This window comes from Gordonia hongkongensis (genome assembly GCF_023078355.1).
Classification (GTDB): Bacteria; Actinomycetota; Actinomycetes; order Mycobacteriales; family Mycobacteriaceae; genus Gordonia; species Gordonia hongkongensis.
This window is the reverse complement of sequence record NZ_CP095552.1, coordinates 3,770,497-3,794,671: the sequence shown is the minus strand read 5'-3', so window position 1 is coordinate 3,794,671 and position 24,175 is coordinate 3,770,497. Positions and strand designations below refer to the sequence as shown.

The 24,175-nt window shown below is 64.5% G+C and carries 16 protein-coding genes, 1 tRNA gene and 3 rRNA genes; 11 read left to right on the top strand and 9 right to left on the bottom strand.

Translation table 11 applies throughout. The features are described from left to right. Nucleotides 1–164 precede the first annotated feature (164 nt). Nucleotides 165–455, top strand: coding sequence for a WhiB family transcriptional regulator (locus MVF96_RS17335; RefSeq protein ID WP_068970011.1), 291 nt, complete (start codon nt 165–167; stop codon nt 453–455). 63 nt (nt 456–518) lie between these two features. Here MVF96_RS17335 and MVF96_RS17330 read toward each other — a convergent pair whose 3' ends face one another. From MVF96_RS17330 to MVF96_RS17320, 3 genes are all read right to left on the bottom strand, one after another. Then, nucleotides 519–1,835 carry an ABC1 kinase family protein gene (locus MVF96_RS17330; RefSeq protein ID WP_068970010.1) on the bottom strand — a complete coding sequence of 439 codons (1,317 nt, stop codon included), beginning with the start codon at nt 1,833–1,835 and terminating at the stop codon, nt 519–521. 15 nt (nt 1,836–1,850) lie between these two features. Beyond that, complete coding sequence (locus MVF96_RS17325) at nt 1,851–2,792, bottom strand: hypothetical protein (protein WP_091344360.1); 942 nt, start codon at nt 2,790–2,792, stop codon at nt 1,851–1,853. An 88-nt stretch (nt 2,793–2,880) separates the two neighbouring features. Then, on the bottom strand, nt 2,881–4,353 hold the full coding sequence (locus tag MVF96_RS17320; RefSeq protein ID WP_058251886.1) for a zinc-dependent metalloprotease: 1,473 nt from the start codon (nt 4,351–4,353) through the stop codon (nt 2,881–2,883). A gap of 123 nt (nt 4,354–4,476) precedes the next feature. Between MVF96_RS17320 and MVF96_RS17315 the strand changes: the two genes are divergently transcribed. Continuing rightward, entirely contained in the window at nt 4,477–5,541 is a 1,065-nt protein-coding gene (locus MVF96_RS17315; protein WP_068970015.1) for a YlbL family protein, read from the top strand. A 20-nt stretch (nt 5,542–5,561) separates the two neighbouring features. Here the strand turns inward: MVF96_RS17315 and MVF96_RS17310 are convergent, their stop codons facing one another. Beyond that, on the bottom strand, nt 5,562–6,107 hold the full coding sequence (locus tag MVF96_RS17310; protein ID WP_065631883.1) for a PPA1309 family protein: 546 nt from the start codon (nt 6,105–6,107) through the stop codon (nt 5,562–5,564). Nucleotides 6,108–6,327: 220 nt separating this feature from the next. On the opposite strand from MVF96_RS17310, the gene MVF96_RS17305 reads away from it, so the two are divergent. Continuing rightward, nucleotides 6,328–9,285, top strand: a complete 2,958-nt coding sequence (locus MVF96_RS17305; RefSeq protein WP_247449840.1) for a UPF0182 family protein — start codon at nt 6,328–6,330, stop codon at nt 9,283–9,285. Between the two features lie 43 nt (nt 9,286–9,328). Here MVF96_RS17305 and MVF96_RS17300 read toward each other — a convergent pair whose 3' ends face one another. Next, the gene (locus tag MVF96_RS17300) at nt 9,329–9,613 is read right to left on the bottom strand and encodes a hypothetical protein (protein ID WP_247449838.1); all 285 of its coding nucleotides are present in this window, start codon (nt 9,611–9,613) and stop codon (nt 9,329–9,331) included. A 218-nt stretch (nt 9,614–9,831) separates the two neighbouring features. Between MVF96_RS17300 and MVF96_RS17295 the strand changes: the two genes are divergently transcribed. The 4 genes from MVF96_RS17295 (at nt 9,832) to rrf (ending at nt 16,036) form a co-directional block, all read left to right on the top strand. Beyond that, a tRNA-Met gene (locus tag MVF96_RS17295) sits at nt 9,832–9,908 on the top strand. Between the two features lie 791 nt (nt 9,909–10,699). Then, nucleotides 10,700–12,222, top strand: a 16S ribosomal RNA gene (locus MVF96_RS17290). A gap of 454 nt (nt 12,223–12,676) precedes the next feature. Then, nucleotides 12,677–15,805: ribosomal RNA gene (locus tag MVF96_RS17285) — 23S ribosomal RNA — on the top strand. Between the two features lie 114 nt (nt 15,806–15,919). Next, nucleotides 15,920–16,036, top strand: a 5S ribosomal RNA gene (gene rrf, locus MVF96_RS17280). The 16S, 23S and 5S rRNA genes sit together here, the layout of an rRNA operon. 56 nt (nt 16,037–16,092) lie before the next feature. On the opposite strand, the gene MVF96_RS17275 is transcribed toward rrf, so the two are convergent. Then, complete coding sequence (locus MVF96_RS17275) at nt 16,093–17,958, bottom strand: flavin-containing monooxygenase (RefSeq protein ID WP_247449836.1); 1,866 nt, start codon at nt 17,956–17,958, stop codon at nt 16,093–16,095. A 155-nt stretch (nt 17,959–18,113) separates the two neighbouring features. Here MVF96_RS17275 and MVF96_RS17270 point away from each other — a divergent pair, with 155 nt between their 5' ends. After that, on the top strand, nt 18,114–19,373 hold the full coding sequence (locus MVF96_RS17270) for a helix-turn-helix domain-containing protein (protein ID WP_247449835.1): 1,260 nt from the start codon (nt 18,114–18,116) through the stop codon (nt 19,371–19,373). A gap of 11 nt (nt 19,374–19,384) precedes the next feature. On the opposite strand, the gene MVF96_RS17265 is transcribed toward MVF96_RS17270, so the two are convergent. Both MVF96_RS17265 and MVF96_RS17260 read right to left on the bottom strand, forming a co-directional pair. Next, nucleotides 19,385–20,071, bottom strand: coding sequence for a response regulator (locus MVF96_RS17265; protein ID WP_065631571.1), 687 nt, complete (start codon nt 20,069–20,071; stop codon nt 19,385–19,387). Further along, nucleotides 20,068–21,240 carry a sensor histidine kinase gene (locus tag MVF96_RS17260; protein ID WP_065631570.1) on the bottom strand — a complete coding sequence of 391 codons (1,173 nt, stop codon included), beginning with the start codon at nt 21,238–21,240 and terminating at the stop codon, nt 20,068–20,070. The genes MVF96_RS17265 and MVF96_RS17260 overlap by 4 nt, the downstream gene beginning before the upstream one ends. A 159-nt stretch (nt 21,241–21,399) precedes the next feature. Here MVF96_RS17260 and MVF96_RS17255 point away from each other — a divergent pair, with 159 nt between their 5' ends. Together MVF96_RS17255 and MVF96_RS17250 are read left to right on the top strand one after the other, a co-directional pair. Next, nucleotides 21,400–22,044 carry a universal stress protein gene (locus MVF96_RS17255; RefSeq protein WP_247449834.1) on the top strand — a complete coding sequence of 215 codons (645 nt, stop codon included), beginning with the start codon at nt 21,400–21,402 and terminating at the stop codon, nt 22,042–22,044. 26 nt (nt 22,045–22,070) lie between these two features. Then, a complete protein-coding gene (locus MVF96_RS17250) occupies nt 22,071–22,670 on the top strand; it encodes an MSMEG_1061 family FMN-dependent PPOX-type flavoprotein (protein WP_247449833.1) in 600 nt (199 codons plus the stop codon). Between the two features lie 10 nt (nt 22,671–22,680). On the opposite strand, the gene MVF96_RS17245 is transcribed toward MVF96_RS17250, so the two are convergent. After that, a complete protein-coding gene (locus MVF96_RS17245; protein WP_137810743.1) occupies nt 22,681–23,574 on the bottom strand; it encodes an alpha/beta fold hydrolase in 894 nt (297 codons plus the stop codon). Between the two features lie 72 nt (nt 23,575–23,646). On the opposite strand from MVF96_RS17245, the gene MVF96_RS17240 reads away from it, so the two are divergent. Then, nucleotides 23,647–24,090, top strand: a complete 444-nt coding sequence (locus MVF96_RS17240; RefSeq protein ID WP_065631567.1) for a MarR family winged helix-turn-helix transcriptional regulator — start codon at nt 23,647–23,649, stop codon at nt 24,088–24,090. The last annotated feature ends 85 nt before the right edge of the window (nt 24,091–24,175 follow it).

Sequence of the window (24,175 nt, the reverse complement as noted above, 5' to 3'; positions counted from 1 at the left end):
TTAGATCTCCGAGACATTCCGGGCCACGGGCGAATCGCAGAGGCGACACCCGTGGCCCTCTTTTTTCTGTCACCGAATCTCCACCCCGATCCAGGGGTCTCGGACACAGAGCCACATCGAGGACTCGGGTTCAACACCCCAAACGAGCAGATGTGGAGAAACCAATGACTGTCGAATGCGTCCTCGAGTCCTGTATGTCGGCGGACCGCGCAGCGACCGCCCGGCTCGACCTGCCCTGCCAGATCGCCGACGCAGATCTGTGGTTCGCCGAAGACCCCCGTGACCTCGAGCGTGCCAAGGCCATGTGCGCCGAATGCCCGTTGCGGGCCCAGTGCCTGCAGGCCGCACTCGATCGATCCGAGCCCTGGGGGGTCTGGGGAGGCGAGATCTTCGAGCGCGGAGCCGTCATCGCACGCAAGCGTCCCCGCGGTCGCCCGCGTAAGAACGTTGCATGACAACAAAACCGACGCCGCGAGCAGAAATGCTCGCGGCGTCGGTGTCGTGTCTGCGAGGTGGTGTCAGTCGCCCAGGCCGGGGACCCACTCCTCCATGATGGCCCGGTACGGGGCATGCGCCTCGAGCTGCGAGGCGATGCCGACGCAGCCCCCGAGTACGCGGAAGACCATCACGAAACGCTTGGGCACGTTCAGGTTTCGTGACGTCTTGTACACCTCGCCGCGAACATCGGTGGCCTTGCCCGCGGCCCGCTGCATCCACTTCCGGGTGAAGTGGAACGACTCGCTGTAGAGCGGATCGACGTAGGGACGCAGGTAGGCCTCGAGGTCGGCACTCGTCACCTTGTTCGCGTGGGACGGGCGGATGAACTCGGCGGAGATCATGAGTTCTTTGAGTTCGTCGTACTTCTTGTCCCGCGCCAGACGGAGAATCGGTCCGGTCTCGGGCGGGAGGCCTTCCGGATAGTGGCCGACCGCACCGAAGTCGAGTACGCCGAACCGCCCGTCGGTGGCCCGGAAGAAGTTGCCCGGATGCGGATCGCCGTGGAGGAGTCCGACCCGGTACGGCGAGCCGACCTCGAATTCGGCCATCTTCGCGGCGGCGTCGTCGCGGGTCTGCTGGTCCCCGGTGGTGATGATCTTCGACAGCGGGACGCCGTCGACCCACTCCGAGACGACGACCTTGGGTGCACTCGCGACGACCTTGGGGATGAGGAAGTCGGGATGGCCGTCGTAGGCCTTGGCGAAGGCGCGCTGATTGTCGGCCTCGCCGAGGTAATCGAGCTCGGCCTCGGTCCGGTCGATGAGTTCGTCCATCATCGCCTTGACGTCGGTGCCGGGGGACAGGCGCTGCAGGAGTCCGGACATGCGGGACAGGGTCTTCAGATCGGCCTTCAGTGCGTGGTCGGCCCCGGGGTACTGGACCTTGACCGCGACCTCACGGCCGTCCGACCAGATTCCTTTGTGTACTTGTCCGATCGACGCCGATGCCGCGGGCTCGTCGGAGAATTCCCGGAAACGCTCGCGCCACCGGGTGCCGAGCTGCTGGTCGAGCACCTTGTGGACCTTCGCGGCCGGCATGGGCGGGGCGTCGGCCTGCAACTTGGTGAGCGCTTCGCGGAACGGCTCGCCGAACTCGTCGGGGATCGCGGCTTCCATGATCGAGAGCGCCTGCCCGACCTTCATGGCGCCGCCCTTGAGTTCGCCGAGAACGGCGAACAGTTGTTCGGCGGACTTCTCCAGGAGCTCCTGGTTGACCTCGTCCTTGTCCCTTCCGACCATGCGCTTGCCGAAACCGGCAGCAGCCCGCCCGGCCATACCGATCGGAAGAGAGGCCAGTTTCGCGTTGCGGCGACCCTGTCCTTTGGTGATGTCGGTCATAGCATCCTTTCCGCGTCACACAATAGACGACCTGGCTTGCTGATCCGGTGCGGGACGACAATCGCAGGCCGGGTGCGGCGACCATTGTCTGATGTCCAGCCGCGTCGGGTCATCTCGGAATTCCAACACATGGTCGAGCAGCTGCGGATCGGGTCGTGGCTCCACATGCGGCCGGTCGCGTACGGCCTCCACCAATTGCTCGATCTGCGAGTGGGCCATCGCGGCGGTCATCGCCACCACGGCCGGGCTCGCCTGACCCGACGTCCGGATCAGCTGGACGGCCAGGGCCGGCCAGTCCGGGTCCGCGTCGGACCGGTGACGGTCCGCGCACATGAGGCAACTCGACAGTCCGGGGAGCACCAGCGGGCCGACGATGCCCACCCCGTCGCGGACCCGGACCAGCAGATGGGGTATCCGGGCCCGGGTCAGTGCGAACACCACCCGCGGATCGTGGACGACGAAGTCGGTCAGGATCACCAGGTCGGTGTCGACGGCATCGAGCGTCCCGTCGGGTAGCCGCCGCATCGTCCGTCGAGCTGACAAACCCATGCTGCGCAACGAATTCGACAGCTGTTCGCTGATCGGCCCCTGGCCATGGATCAGGATGTGGAACTCCGCGGCCGTGGGCGGGCGGTCGACAACCGCTCGGCCGGCCGACACCAGACTGCTCAGGACCAGATCGAGGTCGTCGTCGTGGAGGCCGGCCCGTCGGGCGCGGCGAGCGAAGGTGTCCGCCGTGCACGGATCCTCCAACGATCGAAGCAGCCCGGCGACGGAATACGCCGACACCGAGGCGTCGAAGTCGAGGAGCAGGCTGTCGGCCGGATCGATGCCCACGCGGACCGAGTTGCCCGGCTGGACGATGACGGGCGTCCCCGGGAGCAGCCGCGGGACCGCGGGCGGAACAGCGCAGGGGGACACCGAGATGGCGCTGGAACTCGTCCGGGCTGGCGACATGCGGCAACTCTGCCAGCCGAACGCCGTCGCGGGCGCTCGGCGAGCAGGTTATCCACAGCATGGCGTGTTCCACCGGTGGTGTGGATTCCTACGATCCGCCTCGTGCCGATTCGCCGCCGTCATCGTTACGGGACTCGTCGGTGGCGTCGCGCGCCTTCTCCTCGGCGATGGTCTTCTCGAGCTGTGCGATCGGGTCGTCGAGGTCGTCGCCGCCCAGGAGCCGGTCGATGAAACCCGCAGGGTTGTCGAGGTCGTCGGCATCCGGCAGCAGATCAGGGTGTGCCCACACGCCGTCCCTGGTCGCGACGTCGGTGGCCTCCAGCGCGCGGCGCCACAGCTCCGACGCCTCGCGGACCTTGCGGGGCCGAAGCTCGAGACCGACGAGGGTTGCGAATGTCTGCTCGGCCGGCCCGCCCGACGCGCGCCGACGCCGCATGGTCTCGGTGAGTGCCCCGGTACTCGGGATCCGGTCGCCGAGCGCTCGGGTCACGACCTGCTCCACCCAGCCCTCGATCAGGGCGAGGAGGGTCTCGAGACGGCCGAGGGCCGCTTTCTGCTCAGGTGTCGTGGTCGGCTCGAACGACGTCGACGAACTGATGATCTCCTCGAGTTTCGAAGGGTCGGAGAGCAATTGGGTCGGGTCGATCCCGGCGGTGGCGTCGGTGATACCGCTGAAATCGATACTGATGCCGCGGGCGTATTCCTCGACGGTGGTCAGCAACCGCTGACGCAGCCAGCCGACGTGGGTGAACAGGCGCACATGGGCGGCCTCGCGCGCGGCGAGGAAGACGATGATCTCCTGCGCCGGCTGCTCCAGACCCTCGGCGAACTTGGCGATCGCCTCGGGGAGCAGGACGGCGATCCCCTCGGGCGCCAGCGGCAGCCCGACGTCGGTCGACGTCAGCACCTCCTTGGCGAGCTGACCGAGCCCCTGTCCGAGCTGGGTGCCGAACGCCATGCCGCTCATCTGGGTCAGCATCCCGATCATCGGGCCGGCGAACTGGGCCGCCTCGGCGGGGAGGTTGTCCTGCCAGGTCCGGGCCAGCTGCTCGGCGACCGGGTCGCACAAACCCTTCCACGTGTCCATCGACTCCTCGAGCCATTGGACCGGTGTCCACGCCACCGTCTGGGTGACGCCGCTGGGGAAATTCGTCGCGTCGTCGAGCCAGACGTCGGCGAGCCGGACCGCGTCGGCCGAGGCCGAGATCTCCTTCTCGAGGATCGGGGTGAACGAACCGATCTGCTGGCGGGCGAGATTGGTCGCGACCGAGTAGTTCACCGGACCGTTTCCGCCACCCGCCATGCCCGCGCCCATACCGCTGAACATGTTGCCCAGTTGCGAGAACATCTGGCCGATCATGTTGGGATCGAACTTCGAGGGGTCGAAGTCGCCGCCGGGACCGCCGCCGAACCCCTGCCCGCCCCCGAATCCGAACGGGTTGGCCCCGCCGAACGGGTTGCCACCGGGATTGTCGCCCGGCTTGTTCTTGTCACCGCTGTTCTTGTCGCGGTCGTCATCGCCGTCACCGGACGACGAGAAGCCGAAGGGCAGATCACTCATGGGTTCCACCGTACCGCCCGGTGAGGCCCGCAAACGGCGACGACTGTTCGCCCTGCGCGTAGCCGGCTCATGGTCGCCGGCGCAGCCGACTCGTGGTCGCTGCGGGGCACTATCGTGTGCGGAATGAGTTCGAGCCCCCGATTCCGGAGAATCGCCGCGGCCGCGGTCTCCACCGTGGTCCTGCTGGCGTTGCTGGTGCTCGGCACGCAGGTGCAGGTGCCCTACGCCGCGCTCGGGCCCGGACCCACGCTCAACACCCTCGGTACGACAAAGGTGGAGGACGACGGGGCGGTGGTGGAGCGCAAGGTCGTGCAGATCGACGGTGCGCCGACCGATCCGACGACCGGCCACCTCAACCTCACCACCGTCTCGGTGCGGGACGGGATCTCGCTGTTCGACGCCCTGGGCATGTGGGTGTCGGGCACCTACTCGCTCACGCCGCGCGACCAGGTCTATCCGCCCGACCGCACCACCGAGCAGGTTCAGGAGGAGAACGCGCAGCAGATGACGGGGTCCGAGGAGAACGCGACGGTCGCCGCGCTCCGTTACCTCGATCGTCCCACCGCGTTGCGCATCGCGAGCGTCGCACCCGACGGGCCCGCGGTCGACGTGCTGCGCGCCGGCGACGAGGTCGTGGCGGCCGGCGGCGTGCCTGTGGAAACGGGTGAACAGCTGCGGAAGGTCGTCGGCGACAATCCGCCGGGGACCGTCCTGCCCATCGAGATCGTCCGCGCCGGTGCCCGGCAGACCGTGTCGGTGACCCTCGGCACGCATCCGGCCGACTCCGAGGCCGGGTATCTGGGCGTCGTTCCGGAGGTGGTCGATGCCGATCCGCGCCTCGAGGTCACCTACAACGTGGGGGACATCGGGGGACCGTCGGCGGGGATGATGCTGGCACTCGCGGTCATCGACCAGCTGAGTCCCGGCGAGCTGACCTCCGGCAAGTTCATCGCGGGCACCGGCACGATCACCGATGAGGGGGTTGTCGGTCCCATCGGCGGGATCACGCACAAGACCCGGGCCGCCCGCGACGCCGGCGCGACGGTCTTCCTGGTCCCGGCCCGCAACTGTGCCGAGGCGGTCTCGGAGCGACCGGACGGATTGGAGCTGGTGAAGGTCGACACCCTCGAGGGCGCTGTCGACGCGCTGAACGCGGTCGGCGCGGGCCGTCCGGCGCCGAGCTGCTGAGGCTTGCCAGGACTGCCGCGTCAGCCCCGGTCGGACGACTCCGGTAGATCGGGAGCGAAGGTGTCGCGCAGCGCGGCCCGCAGTTCGAGTGCCAGTTGCGGGTGGGTCAGCAGTTCGGGTTCCCCGTCGGGTTCGGGTCGAAGACGCATCAGCGCGAGATCGGCGCCGGTGCGCAGCACCCCGACCACCAGCCGCGCAACCTCCTCGCCCGGATGGTGATCGCCGGTGTCGGTGACCTCGAAGCGGGGCGTCCGGTCGTCGTCGTCTTCGGGATCGGCGATGACGATCTCCATACTCACCGCCGCCCCGGCGACCTCCTCTGGCCAGACCGCCGAGGCGAGGAACTCGTCGAGGTCGTCGACGTCTTCCTCCACCGGGGTGAACACCGAACCGTCGTCGGCGATCACCTCGGGAAGCTGTGCGTGGAGGAGGGCGGTCGGCGCCAGCGCGAACACGGACGGTGACTGACCCCAGCCACGGGAGTCGAGGTGTTCCATGATCTCGTTCAACGCGCTGCCGAGATCGTCGGTGGAGAAGGCGCGTGGGGTCGTCGGGAGGTCGGGCACGTGCTCATCCTGCCCCGGATCGCGGTGCGACCGCGAGTCTGCGACGCCGCCAGGGAACCGCTGAGGTGTGGCGATCGTTGAGCGGGCGCCCCGAGTGAGTTGGTCACCCGGGTGGTGCCAGTACAGTGGGCACCACGCCCAGCAGGCACGTGTGCGCGGGTGGTGTCCGGATTGAGAGCTTTGGAGAGTGGGTCTGGTGGGCGTCCGAGGGCCGGCGGGAATGCCGACACTGTCACGCAGGAGCAAGATCATCATCGGGCTCGGCGTGGCCGTCCTGGTGCTGTTGCTCGTCGGGCCACGCCTGATCGGTCTCGCGACCGACTGGCTCTGGTTCTCCGACGTCGGGTATTCGAGCGTCTTCACCAAGGTGATCTGGACGCGCGTGATCCTCTTCCTGATCACGACGATCGTCGTCGGACTCATCATCTTCGGGGCGGTCTCCCTGGCGTACCGCAGTCGCCCGGTGTTCGTACCGACCGCGGGCCCGAACGATCCGCTCGCCCGGTACCGCACGGCCATCATGGGCAAGGTCCGCTGGTTCGCCATCGTCCCGGCGGTGATCATCGGCGCCCTGGCCGGCCTGGTCGCGCAAGGGTCCTGGGCGACCGTCCAGATGTTCCTGCATGGTCAGTCGTTCGGTCGGACAGACCCTCAGTTCAATCTCGACATCGGGTTCTATGCCTTCGACCTGCCGTTCTTCCGCTTCGTGCTCAACCTGCTGTTCGTCGTGGTCGTGGTGGCGTTCCTGGCGAACCTGGTCACGCACTACCTGTTCGGAGGTATCCGCCTGGGGCAAGGCGGTGGTTCGGTCACGACCGCGGCACGCATTCAGCTCGCGGTGCTGGCGGGCACCTTCCTGCTGCTGAAAGCGGCCGCTTATTGGCTCGACCGGTACACTCTGCTGTCCAGTCAGCGGAAGGCCGAGATCTTCCCGGGGGCGAGTTACACGGACATCAACGCGGTGCTGCCGTCGAAGCTCATCCTGATGGCGATCGCGATCATCTGTGCGGTGGCGTTCTTCGCCGGGATCGTGCTCCGCGACCTGCGGGTGCCGGCACTGGCCACCGTCTTGATGTTGTTCTCCGCGTTGCTCATCGGGGTCGGCTGGCCGCTGACGATGGAGCAGTTCTCGGTCAAGCCGAATGCCGCGCAGAAGGAAGCCGAGTACATAGAACGCGCGATCACCTCGACCCGCGAGGCGTACGGCATCGGGCCGGACAAGGTCATCACCCAGCCGGGCTGGACCGCCGGGCCGGCAAACCCGGCGCTGGTGAACAGCGATGAACCGACGCTGTCGAACGTCCGGATCCTGGACCCGAATGTGGTGTCCCCGACGTTCATCCAGCAGCAGCAGCGGCAGAACTTCTACGGATTCCCGACGCAGCTGGCGGTCGACCGCTATCGCATCGACGGCGAGCTCCGTGATTTCGTGGTGTCGGTGCGCGAGCTCGATCCGAGTCGCTATCTCGAAAACCAGCAGAACTGGCTGAACAAGCACCTGGTGTACACCCACGGAGACGGGTTCGTCGCCGCCCCGGCCAACCGGGTGAAGGAGTCGACGGACGTCAACAACGTCGACGGTGGCGGCGATCCGTTCTACTACGTCAGCGACACCTCGAACTACCAGACCGAGGAGTACAAGCGGGACGCCCCGATCAAGGTGTCACAGCCGCGCATCTACTTCGGCGAACTGCTCGCGAAGATCGACCCGGATTACGCGATCGTCGGTTCCGACGACGGGCAGGCTCGTGAGCACGACATCGGGGACGACAAGTACACCTACCAGGGGCCGGCGGGAGTCTCGCTCGGCAATTGGTTCGCCCGCGCCCTCTATGCCGGCAAGTACGCCGAGCGGAACTTCCTGCTCTCGGGCGAGATCAACTCGGCGTCGAAGATCATCTACAACCGCGACCCACGGGACCGCGTCGAGCAGGTTGCACCGTGGCTGACGGTCGATTCGAAGACGTACCCCGCGGTGATGGAGGACGGCTCGATCAAGTGGATCGTCGACGGTTACACCACCCTCGACGACTACCCTTACTCGCAGCCCACGTCGTTGCAGAGCGCGACCGCCGACGCCCAGGACCTCAACCCGGGGCAGACCGGTCGGACGCAGATCAACAAGACCGTGTCCTACGTGCGCAACTCGGTGAAGGCGACCGTCGATGCCTACACCGGCGAGGTCGAGCTGTATCAGTTCGACACCGATGACCCGGTGCTGAAGACGTGGATGGAGGTCTTCCCCGACACGGTCAAGTCCCGCGCCGACTTCGACGCGCAGACCTCCCTGCGGGATCACGTCCGCTACCCCGAGGACATCTTCAAGATCCAGCGGTCGCTGCTGACCCGCTACCACGTCGATTCGCCCCAGACGTTCTTCCAGGCGAGCGACTTCTGGTCGGTGCCCTCCGATCCGACGGACCCGGACGCCGAGCAGCGCGGACTGGACCAGCCCCCGTACTACTTCGTGGCCTCGGATCCGGAGAGCGGTGAGCCGACGTTCCAGCTGACCTCGGTGCTGACGCGACTCAACCGACCGATCCTGGGCGCCTATGTGACCGTGTCGTCGAATCCCGAGAACTACGGTCAGATGACGGTCAAGCAGTTGCCCAGCAACTCCCAACGGTCCGGTCCGCAGCAGGCGTTCAACCCGATGCGCACCGACCGAACGGTGGCGGAATCACTGAAGTCGCTCGAGAACACGGCGACGGTGACCTTCGGTAATCTCCTCACGCTTCCGGTGGGCGACAACGGCATCCTGTACGTCGTCCCGTTGTACGCACAGGCCCAGGGCGAAGAGGCCTTCCCCCGTCTGTTCCGTGTGATCACGAGGTTCGAATCGGCAGACCGGGTATCCGGGATCGGTTATGCACCCACGACCCGCGAGGCTCTGCGGCAGGTCGGCATCACGCCGGCTGCCGGAGTGGTCCCCGGAGATCAGCAGGCACCGCCCGCGCCGGACCAGGCCGGAACGCCGGCACCGGCCACGCCGACGCCGAATCAACCTCCGCAGCAGGGTGATTCGCCCGAGCGGGACGACGCGGCAAACGCCATCAGTGACGCGATCACGGCGCTACGCCAGGCTCAGCAGAGTGGCGACTTCGCAGCGTACGGCGAGGCACTCGACCAGCTGAGTCAGGCGGTTGCCCGCTACGAGTCGCTGGCGGCTCCCAACTAGTCGAACGACGACCCACGCCGGGCGCTATCTGCGAGTCATACCGCTATCCGCGGTATTTCCGCAGGTAGCGCTCGGTTTCGTTGGGGGTGTTGTCGGGGAGCACCGGGCTGTGGTGGTGCCGGTGGCCCAGCGAGAAGAAGATCGACACCGCCGTGGTGAAAGCCGCGATCATCAGCAGGCCGCAGATGATCGCGGGGCCGACATTCCCTACCGCCATGTGGACCAGCCAGAGCGCGGCCATGGCGAATCCGGTCAGTGCCAAGACGAACCCGACGAAACTCATCGGATGGTTCCCGTGGCTTTCGTGGTGGAAGCGGTGGGTGTTCATGGTTCCTCCTCGGCGGGGCGTCTCGTGAGCCGAGTGTACGCCTGATGTGACTGGCATCACATTGCACAGCGGCGACGGGCGGGCCGTTCGGGTCGTCACGTCACCTGGGGTTATCGAGGTGCGAGTGACCGCCGTCACTGACGTTTTCCCAGGTCGGATGGGGTTGGAGTATCGATTTGCGTCGCTGACAAACCGGTGTGTAACGTTGTGTTCACCAACGCGGGGTGGAGCAGCTCGGTAGCTCGCTGGGCTCATAACCCAGAGGTCGCAGGTTCAAATCCTGTCCCCGCTACCAACACCAAGAACCCCCGCCCGGGACGCCCGGGCGGGGGTTCTTGCTATGTGCGGTCCTGTCTGAGGCGGGACAAGCCCGACGATTCGGGAACCCAACCGGGCAGGCCCGGATGCGGCCGCATCGGCGGGCGGATCATCCGCTCTGGTCGGTCCCCGTGGCACCGTCGCGGCCGGCTTGCCGACCGAACAGTCTGCGAAATCTGCACTCCCAGGTCGTCGCATCGAGCGTCGCACCCACTCTGACCAGGCGATTTGACGACGGGTACGGCGGTGCGTAACTTATGTCGAGTCAGCGAGCCACGGCGCCGCCCCGGAAGGGCCTGGAAGGGTCTGATGGTGGGGAGTGGAGACCGGGTTTCTTGGCTGGCCGCCCCTGAATGTTTTGGCTTGAGTCGTTGTGGCTTGGGTGGAGCGTTTGGGGTTGCTGGATTCTCCTGGGTTCGGAATTCTTCGGGGTTGCGGGTTGCGGGATGGGTCTGGTAGGCTGGAAGAGTTGCCCCGGAGACGGGGTGGCTGGCAAGGTTGAATGCGAAGTCTGCTGGTGAGAGCCCTGATTTGGGGTGGGTAGCTGGTGGGTGTGTGTTCTTTGAGAACTCGATAGTGTGATGATGAATTGTCTGATGCCAATGTGGCATCGTGCATCTTTTGTGGATGTAGATGTTTGTTTTTTTGTGTGGCGTCCGGGTCCCGTCCTGGGTGTCACATTGTGCTAGGTTTATTTTGGTCAGGTTGTGCTTTCCTGATTGTGTTGAAACGCTGGCCCTTGTGGGGTTGGTTTTGTTTCACTGTTTTTTCATGGAGAGTTTGATCCTGGCTCAGGACGAACGCTGGCGGCGTGCTTAACACATGCAAGTCGAACGGAAAGGCCCAGCTTGCTGGGTACTCGAGTGGCGAACGGGTGAGTAACACGTGGGTGATCTGCCCTGCACTCTGGGATAAGCCTGGGAAACTGGGTCTAATACCGGATATGACCAACTGTCGCATGGTGGTTGGTGGAAAGCTTTTGCGGTGTGGGATGGGCCCGCGGCCTATCAGCTTGTTGGTGGGGTAATGGCCTACCAAGGCGACGACGGGTAGCCGACCTGAGAGGGTGATCGGCCACACTGGGACTGAGACACGGCCCAGACTCCTACGGGAGGCAGCAGTGGGGAATATTGCACAATGGGCGCAAGCCTGATGCAGCGACGCCGCGTGAGGGATGACGGCCTTCGGGTTGTAAACCTCTTTCACCAGGGACGAAGCGTGAGTGACGGTACCTGGAGAAGAAGCACCGGCCAACTACGTGCCAGCAGCCGCGGTAATACGTAGGGTGCGAGCGTTGTCCGGAATTACTGGGCGTAAAGAGCTCGTAGGCGGTTTGTCGCGTCGTCTGTGAAATTCTGCAACTCAATTGCAGGCGTGCAGGCGATACGGGCAGACTTGAGTACTACAGGGGAGACTGGAATTCCTGGTGTAGCGGTGAAATGCGCAGATATCAGGAGGAACACCGGTGGCGAAGGCGGGTCTCTGGGTAGTAACTGACGCTGAGGAGCGAAAGCGTGGGTAGCGAACAGGATTAGATACCCTGGTAGTCCACGCCGTAAACGGTGGGTACTAGGTGTGGGTTCCTTTTCACGGGATCCGTGCCGTAGCTAACGCATTAAGTACCCCGCCTGGGGAGTACGGCCGCAAGGCTAAAACTCAAAGGAATTGACGGGGGCCCGCACAAGCGGCGGAGCATGTGGATTAATTCGATGCAACGCGAAGAACCTTACCTGGGTTTGACATACACCAGACGCGGCTAGAGATGGTCGTTCCCTTGTGGTTGGTGTACAGGTGGTGCATGGCTGTCGTCAGCTCGTGTCGTGAGATGTTGGGTTAAGTCCCGCAACGAGCGCAACCCTTGTCCTGTATTGCCAGCGGGTTATGCCGGGGACTTGCAGGAGACTGCCGGGGTCAACTCGGAGGAAGGTGGGGATGACGTCAAGTCATCATGCCCCTTATGTCCAGGGCTTCACACATGCTACAATGGCTGGTACAGAGGGCTGCGATACCGTGAGGTGGAGCGAATCCCTTAAAGCCAGTCTCAGTTCGGATTGGGGTCTGCAACTCGACCCCATGAAGTCGGAGTCGCTAGTAATCGCAGATCAGCAACGCTGCGGTGAATACGTTCCCGGGCCTTGTACACACCGCCCGTCACGTCATGAAAGTCGGTAACACCCGAAGCCGGTGGCCTAACCCCTTGTGGGAGGGAGCTGTCGAAGGTGGGATCGGCGATTGGGACGAAGTCGTAACAAGGTAGCCGTACCGGAAGGTGCGGCTGGATCACCTCCTTTCTAAGGAGCACACAACATCACCCATTTCTGCCGGCGTATGTCTGTGCGGTGGGTGTGTGTTCGAGGGTGAAACATCAGACAGGCTCACTTCTTCTACACCGGTAGAGGGATCGGGGGTCACCGCGGGTCCGTGAGGGCTGGCGGGTTCATTGTCACGCTATCGGGGTTCTGAGAGAACACACGCGTGTTGTCTCTGACCTAGCTCATGACTGGGGTGCGGGTGGTGATCGTGACTGTGATGGTCGCGGGAGCGCGTGCACGGTGGTGGGTGTGTGTTGTTTGAGAAGTGCATAGTGGATGCGAGCATCTTTATTTCAAACCAATGCTTCGACTGTTGTTGGAGTGCTGGTCTGTGATTTAGCAGAAATTGTAGTGTTGTGTGGTGTCTACATTCGATCCTCGTTCATGGCTGGCCTTGTGCTGGTTGTGGGTGGGGGGTTGTTTGTAGGTGTTGTTGTAAGTGTGTAAGGGCGTTCGGTGGATGCCTTGGTACCAGGAGCCGATGAAGGACGTGGTAGGCCGCGATAGTCCTCGGGGAGTTGTCAAACGAGCTGTGATCCGAGGGTGTCCGAATGGGGAAACCCAGCACGAGTGATGTCGTGTTACCACCAGCTGAATGTATAGGCTGTGTGGGGGGAACGTGGGGAAGTGAAACATCTCAGTACCCATAGGAAGAGAAAACAATTGTGATTCCGTGAGTAGTGGCGAGCGAAAGCGGAGGAGGCTAAACCATGCGCATGTGATACCGGGTAGGGGTTGTGTGTGTGGGGTTGTGGGGTTCGTCTTCTTCCATCTGCCTGTGGAAGCGTGAGTGAGAAAATCGTGTGTTAGGTGAAGTGGCCTGGAATGGTCTGCCGTAGTCGGTGAGAGTCCGGTAGCTGAAAACACATGGTCTTGCGTGACGGTGTCCCCAAGTAGCAGCGGGCTCGTGGAATCTGCTGTGAATCTGCCGGGACCACCCGGTAAGCCTGAATACTTCCTGGTGACCGATAGCGGACTAGTACCGTGAGGGAAAGGTGAAAAGTACCCCGGGAGGGGAGTGAAATAGTACCTGAAACCGGACGCTTACAATCCGTCAAAGCCTGTGCCTTCGGGGCGGGTGATGGCGTGCCTTTTGAAGAATGAGCCTGCGAGTTAGTGCTCGGTGGCGAGGTTAACCCGTGTGGGGTAGCCGTAGCGAAAGCGAGTCTGAATAGGGCGAGAGAGTCGCCGGGTCTAGACCCGAAGCGGAGTGATCTACCCATGGCCAGGGTGAAGCGTCGGTAAGACGTCGTGGAGGCCCGAACCCACTTCAGTTGAAAATGGAGGGGATGAGTTGTGGGTAGGGGTGAAAGGCCAATCAAACTCCGTGATAGCTGGTTCTCCCCGAAATGCATTTAGGTGCAGCGTCACATGTTTCTTACTGGAGGTAGAGCTACTGGATGGCCGATGGGCCCCACAGGGTTACTGACGTCAGCCAAACTCCGAATGCCGGTAAGTGAGAGTGTGGCAGTGAGACTGCGGGCGATAAGGTTCGTAGTCGAGAGGGAAACAGCCCAGATCGCCGGCTAAGGCCCCTAAGCGTGTACTAAGTGGAAAAGGATGTGGGGTCGCGAAGACAACCAGGAGGTTGGCTTAGAAGCAGCCACCCTTGAAAGAGTGCGTAATAGCTCACTGGTCAAGTGATCCTGCGCCGACAATGTAGCGGGGCTCAAGTACACCGCCGAAGCCGCGGCACTCACACGTTAGCCCGTCGATCTTCTATGGAGGGTCGGCCAGGTGTGTGGGTGGGTAGGGGAGCGTCCTGCATCCGTGGAAGCGCCGGAGTGATCCAGGTGTGGAGGGTGTGGGAGTGAGAATGCAGGCATGAGTAGCGAAAGCAGAGTGAGAAACTCTGCCGCCGAATGACCAAGGGTTCCTGGGCCAGGCTAATCCGCCCAGGGTGAGTCGGGACCTAAGGCGAGGCCGACAGGCGTAGTCGATGGACAACGGGTTGATATTCCCGTACCCGTGTATCCGCGCCCATGCTGAATCAGTTGTACTAACCATCCTGATCCCCCGGGAGCACCTTCGGGTGCCGAGTGGGGTGATGCATGGGACCTTGGCTGGTAGTAGGCAAGCGATGGGGTGACGCAGGAAGGTAGTGGGGCCAGTCAGTGGTTGTACTGGTGTAAGCCTGTAGGGCGAGTGATAGGCAAATCCGTCACTCACATAGCCTGAGAGGTGATGCGTAGCCGTTGTGGCGAATTCCATGATCCTATGCTGCCGAGAAAAGCCTCTAGTGAGTTGGTACACGGCCCGTACCCCAAACCAACACAGGTGGTCAGGTAGAGAATACTAAGGCGATCGAGAGAACTGTGGTTAAGGAACTCGGCAAAATGCCCCCGTAACTTCGGGAGAAGGGGGACCCATCCTGGTGAACGAATGTACTTCGGGAGCTGGTGTGGGTCGCAGAGACCAGAGAGAAGCGACTGTTTACTAAAAACACAGGTCCGTGCGAAGTCGTAAGACGATGTATACGGACTGACGCCTGCCCGGTGCTGGAAGGTTAAGAGGACCGGTTAATCACTTCGGTGGTGAAGCTGAGAATTTAAGCCCCAGTAAACGGCGGTGGTAACTATAACCATCCTAAGGTAGCGAAATTCCTTGTCGGGTAAGTTCCGACCTGCACGAATGGCGTAACGACTTCTCTGCTGTCTCAACCACAGACTCGGCGAAATTGCAGTACGAGTAAAGATGCTCGTTACGCGCGGCAGGACGAAAAGACCCCGGGACCTTCACTATAGCTTGGTATTGGTGTTCGGTTCGGTTTGTGTAGGATAGGTGGGAGACTGTGAAGTGGGCACGCCAGTGTTCATGGAGTCGTTGTTGAAATACCACTCTGATCGTATTGGACTTCTAACCTCGGACCCTGATCGGGTTCAGGGACAGTGCCTGGTGGGTAGTTTAACTGGGGCGGTTGCCTCCTAAAAGGTAACGGAGGCGCCCAAAGGTTCCCTCAGCCTGGTTGGCAATCAGGTGTTGAGTGTAAGTGCACAAGGGAGCTTGACTGTGAGACGTACATGTCGAGCAGGGACGAAAGTCGGGACTAGTGATCCGGCACCGGCAAGTGGAAGCGGTGTCGCTCAACGGATAAAAGGTACCCCGGGGATAACAGGCTGATCTTCCCCAAGAGTCCATATCGACGGGATGGTTTGGCACCTCGATGTCGGCTCGTCGCATCCTGGGGCTGGAGTAGGTCCCAAGGGTTGGGCTGTTCGCCCATTAAAGCGGCACGCGAGCTGGGTTTAGAACGTCGTGAGACAGTTCGGTCTCTATCCGCCGCGCGCGTAAGAAACTTGAGGAAACCTGTCCCTAGTACGAGAGGACCGGGACGGACGAACCTCTGGTGTGCCAGTTGTCCCGCCAGGGGCACTGCTGGTTAGCTACGTTCGGAAGGGATAACCGCTGAAAGCATCTAAGCGGGAAGCCTGTTCCAAGATGAGGTTTCTCACCCCCTTCGCGGGGTTAAGGCCCCCCACAGACCATGGGGTTGATAGGCCAGAACTGTACGCACAGCAATGTGTTCAGGTGACTGGTACTAATCGGCCGAGGACTTACCAACAACACCCACAACATCACCAAACACGGTTTTGGTGTGTTCGCATCCACTATGTACTTCTGAAACAACACACAACAAACAAATAAACACTGTTGTGTGACAGTTGTTTCATAAAGTTACGGCGGCTATAGCGGAGGGGAAACGCCCGGCCCCATTCCGAACCCGGAAGCTAAGCCCTCCAGCGCCAATGGTACTGCACCCTAATCAGTGTGGGAGAGTAGGACACCGCCGAACACAATTTCAGAAAGGCCCCGCAACCCTCGTGGTTGCGGGGCCTTTCTCATTGGTGATCAGCTCAGGTGGTGGACGTCCGCCAAGCCGTATACGGGCGTGGGGATTCCTTCATATCGCGCCTTCAGCTGTAGGGCGAGATACAGCGAATAGTGGCGCGACTGGTGCAGATTTCCGCCGTGGAACCACAGGCCCGGTTGCTGGGTGGGCTTCCACATGTTCCGCTGTTCGCCCTCCCAGGGGCCCGGGTCCTTGGTCGTCTCGGAACCGAGTCCCCACACCTTTCCGACACGGTCGGCGACCTCCTGTCCCATGAGGTCGGCGGCCCAGCCGTTCATCGATCCGTACCCCGTGGCGTAGACGACCACGTCGGCGTCGATCTCGGTCCCGTCGGCGAGCACCACCGAATTCTCGGTGAGGTGGTCCAGTTGACCGTGGACCAGCTTGATCGTTCCGTCGGCGATGAGTTCGCTCGCGCCCACGTCGATGTAGTAGCCGGACCCGCGGCGTAGGTACTTCATGAAGAGTCCGGAGTCGTCGTCGCCGAAGTCGAGCTCGAAGCCGGCCGCCTCGAGTCGTTCGTAGAATTCCTTGTCCTGTTGGCGGATCTGGTCATACACGGGTATCTGGAACTGGTGCATGATCCGGTAGGGCAATGAGGCGAAGGTGAGATCGGCCTTCTTGGTCGTCATCCCGGAGGCGACCGCCTCCTCGCTGTACAGGGAACCGAGGGCGATGGACCGCAGCGAGTCGGATTTCACGATGTGGGTCGAGGAGCGCTGCACCATCGTGGCGTCGACGCCGTTGTCCACCAGCGCCTTGCAGATGTCGTGCGCGGAGTTGTTGGAGCCGATGACGACGACCTTCTTGCCGAGGTAGCCGTCCGGTCCGGGATGTGCGCTCGAGTGGTGTTGCTCGCCGGCGAACACATCCTGCCCGGGGACCGAAGGGACGGCAGGTTTGCCGGACATCCCGGTCGCGAGGACCAGCTGCGTCGGATGGAGCGTGAGGCGCTCACCGTCCCGGTCGACCTCAACCGCCCACCGTGACTCGGCCTCGTCGTACTCGGCGGACAGACACGTCGTCTTACTCCAGTACGGAACCTCCATGACCTTGGTGTAGAACTCGAGCCAGTCGCCGATCTTGTCCTTGGGTGCGAAGACCGGCCAGTTGTCGGGGAACGGCAGGTACGGGAGATGGTCGTACCAAACCGGGTCGTGCAGGCACAGCGACTTGTAGCGTTTGCGCCACTGGTCCCCGGGACGGTCATGGCGATCGACGACGACCGACGGCACGCCGAGCTGGCGGAGTCGTGCGCCGAGCGCGATACCGCCCTGCCCGCCGCCGATCACCAGCACGTACGGTTGCGCCGACCGTCCGAGCGACAGTTCCTCGTCGGCCTTCTTCTCCGCCCAGGAACGGGTGTCGGGGTCGGAACCGTGCACCGCCCCGAGCGGTCGATTCGGGCCGGCCGACTCCTCGTGTCCCTTGAGTTCCTGCATCGTCGTCAGCAGCGTCCAGGCCTTGTCCTCCCCGGCGTCGCGCCCGCCACCGTCGGTGCCGTCGTCGTCGCGACGGATGCGCAGGTGTCCCTCACACCGTCCGACGGCGGTCTCGAACGCGATGAACGCCGAGACGACGCCGTCCCCGTCGTCGGTGGCCGGTTCAGTGGTGGTGAAGTTCGACGGGCGGGTGTCCGCGAGACGCGCGGTCAGCATGTCGGCGATCTGCTCGTGGCCCTCCACCGTCTTGATGTTCCAGGTGAATGCTGTCAGGTCGCGCCAGTAGCTGTCGGTCAGAAACGCGTTCGTCGCGCGGGCGATGTCGTCTGCGGCGAGTGCGGATTCGAACTCACGCAGCCAGGCGTCCATCCGCTCCTGCGGGGTGCGGTCGAGATGGACCAGCGGTTCCAATGTCTGAGTCATGATGCCTCCTCGAGATGTGCCCCGCGAACGTGATGTGGAACACAGCGGGTTGTGGACAGCAGACGCCCCGGCGCCGGGTGGCGGCAAGGGTTGCAGGGGGTTGCGAGGGGCGGGGTACGTTGTCGTCGTCTGTGACGTGACGCACAATCGAAGAGATGAACGCTTACGAGTCGGCCTCCGAGCTGGAGCCCGCGGTGCACGCCGGCGACGATCCGCGCGAGTTCGCGTCCGTTCTCAGCGCGGTTCACGACGCGGCGATGTCGGGCGGGCGCATGCCGGCGCGTCCGCGCAGCGTCATCGACGACTCGTGGCAGCGACTCCGACGTGCCGGTCTCGACCCGGACGTGGACTGCGCCGGGGAACGGACGCTTCAGCTCGAGGAGCTCGAAGAACGCCGCCGACGCTCCGGCCTGGCGGAGGTCGTGGACGAGTTGGCACGTGGCCTCGACTCGCTGATCGCCGACGGTGACAACATCCTGGTCGTCTCGGATGCCGACGGGCACGTGCTGTGGCGGAGCGGGTCGTCGAAGGTGCTCACGCGCGCGGACACTCTCGGATTCGTCGAGGGTGCCGACTGGGCCGAGGGCTCGGTGGGGACCAACGCGATCGGTACGGCACTGATGTCCGGTCGTTCGGTGCAGGTGTTCTCGGCCGAGCACTTCGTGCGCAGTCATCATTCGTGGACCTGTACCGGTGCACCGATCAAGGACCCGCGGACCGGTGAGATGTTGGGGGTGGTCGATGTGAGTGGTCCGGCCGCCACCATCCATCCGACCACCTTGGCGCTGGTGCATGCGGTCGCCCGGCTGGCCGAATCACAACTACGCGAGAGCCACCACCGACGACTCGATTCGTTGCGGGCGGTGGCCGCGCCGATCCTCGCCCGCATGCCCGGCCCGGCGTTGGCGGTCGACACCGACGGGTGGGTCGCCGCCGTGGACACCGTGTCTCCGCGATCGCGACTGATCCTGCCACCGCGGCTCGGCCCCGGCCGGATCTTCGTGAATGCGCTGGGGGAGTGCGACGTCGAGGCGTTGCCCGGCGGATGGTTGGTGCGCGTCGCGGAGACCCCGGACGCATCCACCACACGGGTGATCGTGCGGGTACCGCCGGACGCGTCGGGTCTCCGAAATGTCGAGGTCACTGTCGAAGGCGCGAGCGGTGCCTGGACCCATCGCTGTTCGCCCCGGCACGGCGAGATCCTCACCCTCCTGGCGCGACGGCCCGGCGGCGTCACCGCGGCCCAGATGTCGATGCACCTGTTCGGCGTCGACGACCGGACGGTCACAGTGCGGGCCGAGATGTCCCGGCTGCGCAAGCACTTCGGTGGTCTGCTCGTGGCGGGCCCGTACCGGTTCGTCGACGGGGTCGACGTCGAGGTGCTCGCCCCCGAGATCACCACCGTGCACGACTGATCTACACGGGCTCAGTCGTACTCGGCGACCACGAGCCCACGGTCGAAGGCGTACACGATCGCCGCCGCCCGGTCGCGGAGGTCGAGCTTCGTGAAGATGTGATTGATGTGGCTCTTCACGGTCACCTGCGAGATGCCGAGCGCCGCACCGATTTCCGCGTTCGTGCGGCCCCGCGCGATTAGGCGGAGGACATCGGTCTCGCGATCGGTGAGCCCGGGTACGGTGCTCACCTGCTCGCGACCCGACCGTCGGAAGCCGTGGAGAACGCGTTCGGTCACCGCCGGATCGAGGAACGCGCCGTCGCGAACCACCGCGCGGACCGCCCAGATCAGCGCCTCGGCCGGCGAATCCTTGAGGACGAATCCGGCAGCTCCGGCGCGCAGGGCACGGGACAACAGGGCGTCGTCGTCGAAGGTCGTCAGGATCAGCACCGGCGGCGGCACCCGCAGGGTGCGCACCATCGTGGTGGCGGTGATGCCGTCGACGTCGCGCATCCGCAGATCCATCAGGACGATGTCGGGCCGGTTTTCGGCGATCCCCGCGAGGACTCCGGAGCCGTCCGCGCACTCACCCACGATGTCGAAGCCGTCGCGCAGGCGCAGGATGCGACGCAGGCCCGTACGGATGAGCTCCTGGTCGTCGACGAGGAGAACCCGGATCGGGTCGGTCGCGGGATCGGTGGGTGCGGTCGTCGTCATACGGGCGCCCCCGCGGTGATCGGTCGCGACGGCAGCGTCGCGTGTACCGACCAGGAGCCTGCGCGATGTGATGTGTGGAGCGTGCCGCCGAGCAGTGCCGCGCGCTGGGTCATTCCCTCGATACCGGTGCCGTCGCATTCTCGAGGCCGATCCTCGGTCGCCGGGTTCTCGACCGTGAGAGCCACTGCATCGGCCACCGACACCGAGACCGAGGCCTGCTTGGCCACCGAGTGTTTGACGACGTTGGCCAGGGACTCCTGGGTGATCCGATACAGCGCCGCACCGACCGGACGTGGCAGCTCGGTGAGGTCGCCGACGAGGCTGAAGTCGATGTCGACGCCGGCCTTGCGGTAGTCCTCGACGAGCCGGACGAGGTCTCCGGCGCCCGGTGACGGGGCCGTCGTTCCCGTCGGCTCGGTCGTCCCCAGTACGTGGACGATGGTGCGGATCTCGGTCATCGCCTGTCGGCCTTGGCGTTCGGCGTCGGAGAGTGCCTCCAGTGCCTCCTCGATGTCACGATCCTGTTCGAGCACGCGACGGGCGCCGGTGACGTTGAGCATGGTGATCGACAGGGAATGCGCGATGACATCGTGGATCTCGCGGGCGATCCGCTGTCGTTCGTCGCTCGCGGCGCGGTCGGCACGCTCGGCGAGCACCCGGGCCCGGTTGTCGGCCAGACGCTTCTGGATCAGCATCATGTAGCCGATCAGCCAACCGCACGCGACGCCGAGCGCGTAGATGGCCGGTGACTCGAGACCGCCGACGGCGCCGAACCACACGATGACGGCGAGGCAGGCCGCCGTCACGATCAGTCCGCCGGGAAGGGGATACATCGCGGCGGCGATCGCCGCCACCAGGACGAGTTGGAGTGGGGCGGCGTCGGTGGGCGTCGGGACCATGAGGAAGCAGACCGTACTGGTGATCACCGCAGAGCACGGGTACGCGGTCGGCGGCAGGGTCAGGTCGAGCACCAGCGAGAGCACGGCGAGGACCAGAGCCGCGATCACCCACCCGATCTGATCGAACGGGAAACGTTGTGCCGTCGACACCAGGGTGACCACGACGCTCGACGACAGGATCACCGCGGGGTACAGCGGCGGGTAGTCGCCGCCCGCCCGTTCGATCCGCCGGCGCAGCCCCGCGCCCATCTCCGCTGTGAAGACCGTCACCGTTCCAGGATAGTTCCGCAGAACTGCCGAACGTCCGCCTCACGGTGGATTCCGCTGTCCACCCTGGGGTGGAGAACCGGTCAACCCGCGGGATGGCGACTCGGGACGATGGCCTCCATAACGTTGTGAGCAGCGAAATCGCCGACCGAGGAGGACATCATGAGCACGCTGCGGACACGACCCCGGCGCTGGGAGCGCCTCGAGACCCGACCAGGGCCGACAGATCCCGCCCTGACCGCGCCGACCGATGCGGTGCGCGGCGTACCGGTGCCGAGCCACGCGGGGTTCGGCCGTCCGGTCGTCGTCGGAGTCGACGGGAGTGACGCCTCACTGCGTGCGGTGAAGGTCGCCGTTCGACTGCTCGGCGATTCCGGCGACCTGATCCTGATCTGCGCCACGCGGCGTCGTCGGAAAGAAGCGAGCACCACGCTGCACGACGCCCTCAAGGACGAGTCCTATCTGCTCTCCGGTCAGGCGGGAGTCGACGAGACCCTGCGGACCGCCGCCGAACTCGCGAGGTGGCACGGTGCACGGACGGTGTCGACCATGAGCGAGGTCGGCGACCCGACGTCGGTCCTGCACCGGGCAGCCCGACGGGTGGGAGCCGGCGCCGTCGTCCTCGGAACCGGTGGGACACGACCGGGCTGGACCGCCCGACGTCTCGCCGGACGCCTCGACGCCGACGTCACCCTGATCGTCACCGACGGGTCGGTCCATCTGCGCCGACGGGCGGCGCGGGTCGACGAAGTCCGCGACACCAGTTGGACCTTCCCCTGGCCGGCGCCCGCACCGCGACCCGCGTAGCGACGACCGCGTGACACGATGTGCAGATGCACATCACCGACGAGTCGAGGCTGCGGGAGATCGTCGGCCATCCGATGGAGCTCATCCGCGACAAGGCGCGGAACTCACTCGCCGACGTCGACCGGGAATGGCTCGCGGAGTCGCCGATGGTGTTCCTGGCGACCGCCGACGAACTCGGACGGATCGACGTGTCGCTCAAGGGCGACCCGGCCGGCAAGGTCGTCCACGTCATCGACGACCGGCACATCGCGATACCCGAGCGGCCGGGCAACCGTCGTGTCGACGGCTACGTGAACATACTCCGAAACCCCAATGCGGGCACCATCTTCGTCGTACCCGGTCGCGGGGACACGCTGCGGATCAACGGCCGCGCCCGCATCGTCGACGACGCCGACTACTTCGACGACCTCACGGTCAGCGGTAAGCGGCCGATCCTCGCGGTGGAGATCACCGTCGACGAGGTGTTCTATCACTGTCCCAAGGCGTTTCTCCGGTCAGACCTGTGGAAGCCGGACTCATGGCGACCCGACGCGCTGCCGTCGGTCGCGGAGATCACCCGGCGCGTGATGCCCGAAGCGGGCAACGAACGGTTCACCGAGGACAGCTTCCGTCCCTACCTCTACTGAGGGCGGCGAGCTACGCCGAGGTGTCGTCGAAAGCGCCGACGAGTGCATCAGCGATCTCGTCCGCGGGTTCGAGGGGAACAGTGTGATGACTGCCGCTGTGCAGCATCGTCACCCGCGCCGAGGGCAACAATGCCCGTACACGCCGTGAGACGACCCTCGGATCGTGCGCCCGGCTGTCGGGGGCGACTATCACGGTCACCGACCCGCCGTCTCCCAGTGCCGAGAGTGCTTCATCGGTGGGCCGTTTCGGAACCACGGTCGGCGCGGTGGGGAACCGGGCTCCGGCGCAGTACATGTCACGCCAGTCGGGGTTCAACGCGGCCCCACCGGTCTCCCATCGGAGGAAACGCCGGAGCCGCCCGGGGTTGGGAGACAACAAGACTGGCAGAGCCCGCAGGAGATAGGTCGTGCGCAGGCCGGTGAAGGACGAGGTGGGGTCGACGAGCGCGAGCCGGTCCACCCGGTCCTTGCCGGGACCGACCGCGTAGGCCAGCGCGACCATGGCACCGTAGGAGTGGCCGGCGAGGTCGACGCGTGCGGCGCCGAGCCCGTCGAGGACGGACGACAGCCAGTCGAGTAGGTCGCCTGCGGTGTCCGGGGGCCGGGTCACGTGGGAACGGCCGACGTCGTTGATGAGGTCGACTGCGTGTACCCGGCGTGTTCGTGCGAGGGAGCCGGCGACGTTCACCCAGGCCATCGAGGTCGCCCCGCCGCCTGGCAGCAAAATCACCGGTCTGGTCCCGGCCGGTCCGAAACTGTTGACTCGCGTGGTGCCGAACCGACTGCCGATGTCGAGTGGTGTGGCGGACGACCTCTGCACGAGGGCGTCGTAGTGGGCGAAGAACGTGGCGCCGTCGGGCGTGGCGGCAAAGGTGTCGATCGTCGGGCGGACCTTGGCGAACATCGGACTCCCTCCGGCAAATTACTCGATCATCGAGATACTAGACTGTCGAGTGGTGACGAGTACAGTAACCGTGTGAACAACGACGACCTCGTGCACCGGTTGCGATCGTTGACCTTGGAGCTCGATGTGTTCGGCTCCGCTTTCGCCGCCCGAAACGAATTGCACGCCACCGATCTCCGAGCCCTCGTCGCGCTGTTGGACCGGCAGCGGTCAGGCGACGTCGCGTCGCCGGGTTGGCTGGCCGGTCATCTCGGCCTCAACAGCGCATCGACGACGGCCCTGATAGATCGCCTGGAGACGAAGGGCCTGGTTTCGCGCTCGCGGGACGGCACCGACCGTCGGAAGGTGGCGCTGCACGTCACCGACGCGGCTCAGCAGATGGGGTGGTCGTTCTTCGGACCGCTCATCGAGCAGGTCATCGCCGTGGCCGACGGATTCTCCGACGATGAACTTGCCGCCATCCGCACCTTCCTCGATCGGGTCACGACTGCGGTGGCCGACGCTCGCAGCCGCTGACCGAGACCGGGCATCTCATTTTCGTGGTGACGGTCACACCGATACCCTCGAAGGGCGATGCGGCACCGACGACACCGGTGCCCTC

Coding starts and splice junctions, on each gene's coding strand:
- MVF96_RS17335 (WP_068970011.1), top strand. CDS start 165: ATGACTGTCGAATGCGTCCTCGAGTCCTGTATGTCGGCGGACCGCGCA.
- MVF96_RS17330 (WP_068970010.1), bottom strand. CDS start 1,835: ATGACCGACATCACCAAAGGACAGGGTCGCCGCAACGCGAAACTGGCC.
- MVF96_RS17325 (WP_091344360.1), bottom strand. CDS start 2,792: ATGTCGCCAGCCCGGACGAGTTCCAGCGCCATCTCGGTGTCCCCCTGC.
- MVF96_RS17320 (WP_058251886.1), bottom strand. CDS start 4,353: ATGAGTGATCTGCCCTTCGGCTTCTCGTCGTCCGGTGACGGCGATGAC.
- MVF96_RS17315 (WP_068970015.1), top strand. CDS start 4,477: ATGAGTTCGAGCCCCCGATTCCGGAGAATCGCCGCGGCCGCGGTCTCC.
- MVF96_RS17305 (WP_247449840.1), top strand. CDS start 6,328: ATGCCGACACTGTCACGCAGGAGCAAGATCATCATCGGGCTCGGCGTG.
- MVF96_RS17300 (WP_247449838.1), bottom strand. CDS start 9,613: ATGAACACCCACCGCTTCCACCACGAAAGCCACGGGAACCATCCGATG.
- MVF96_RS17275 (WP_247449836.1), bottom strand. CDS start 17,958: ATGACTCAGACATTGGAACCGCTGGTCCATCTCGACCGCACCCCGCAG.
- MVF96_RS17270 (WP_247449835.1), top strand. CDS start 18,114: ATGAACGCTTACGAGTCGGCCTCCGAGCTGGAGCCCGCGGTGCACGCC.
- MVF96_RS17265 (WP_065631571.1), bottom strand. CDS start 20,071: ATGACGACGACCGCACCCACCGATCCCGCGACCGACCCGATCCGGGTT.
- MVF96_RS17255 (WP_247449834.1), top strand. CDS start 21,400: ATGAGCACGCTGCGGACACGACCCCGGCGCTGGGAGCGCCTCGAGACC.
- MVF96_RS17250 (WP_247449833.1), top strand. CDS start 22,071: ATGCACATCACCGACGAGTCGAGGCTGCGGGAGATCGTCGGCCATCCG.
- MVF96_RS17245 (WP_137810743.1), bottom strand. CDS start 23,574: ATGTTCGCCAAGGTCCGCCCGACGATCGACACCTTTGCCGCCACGCCC.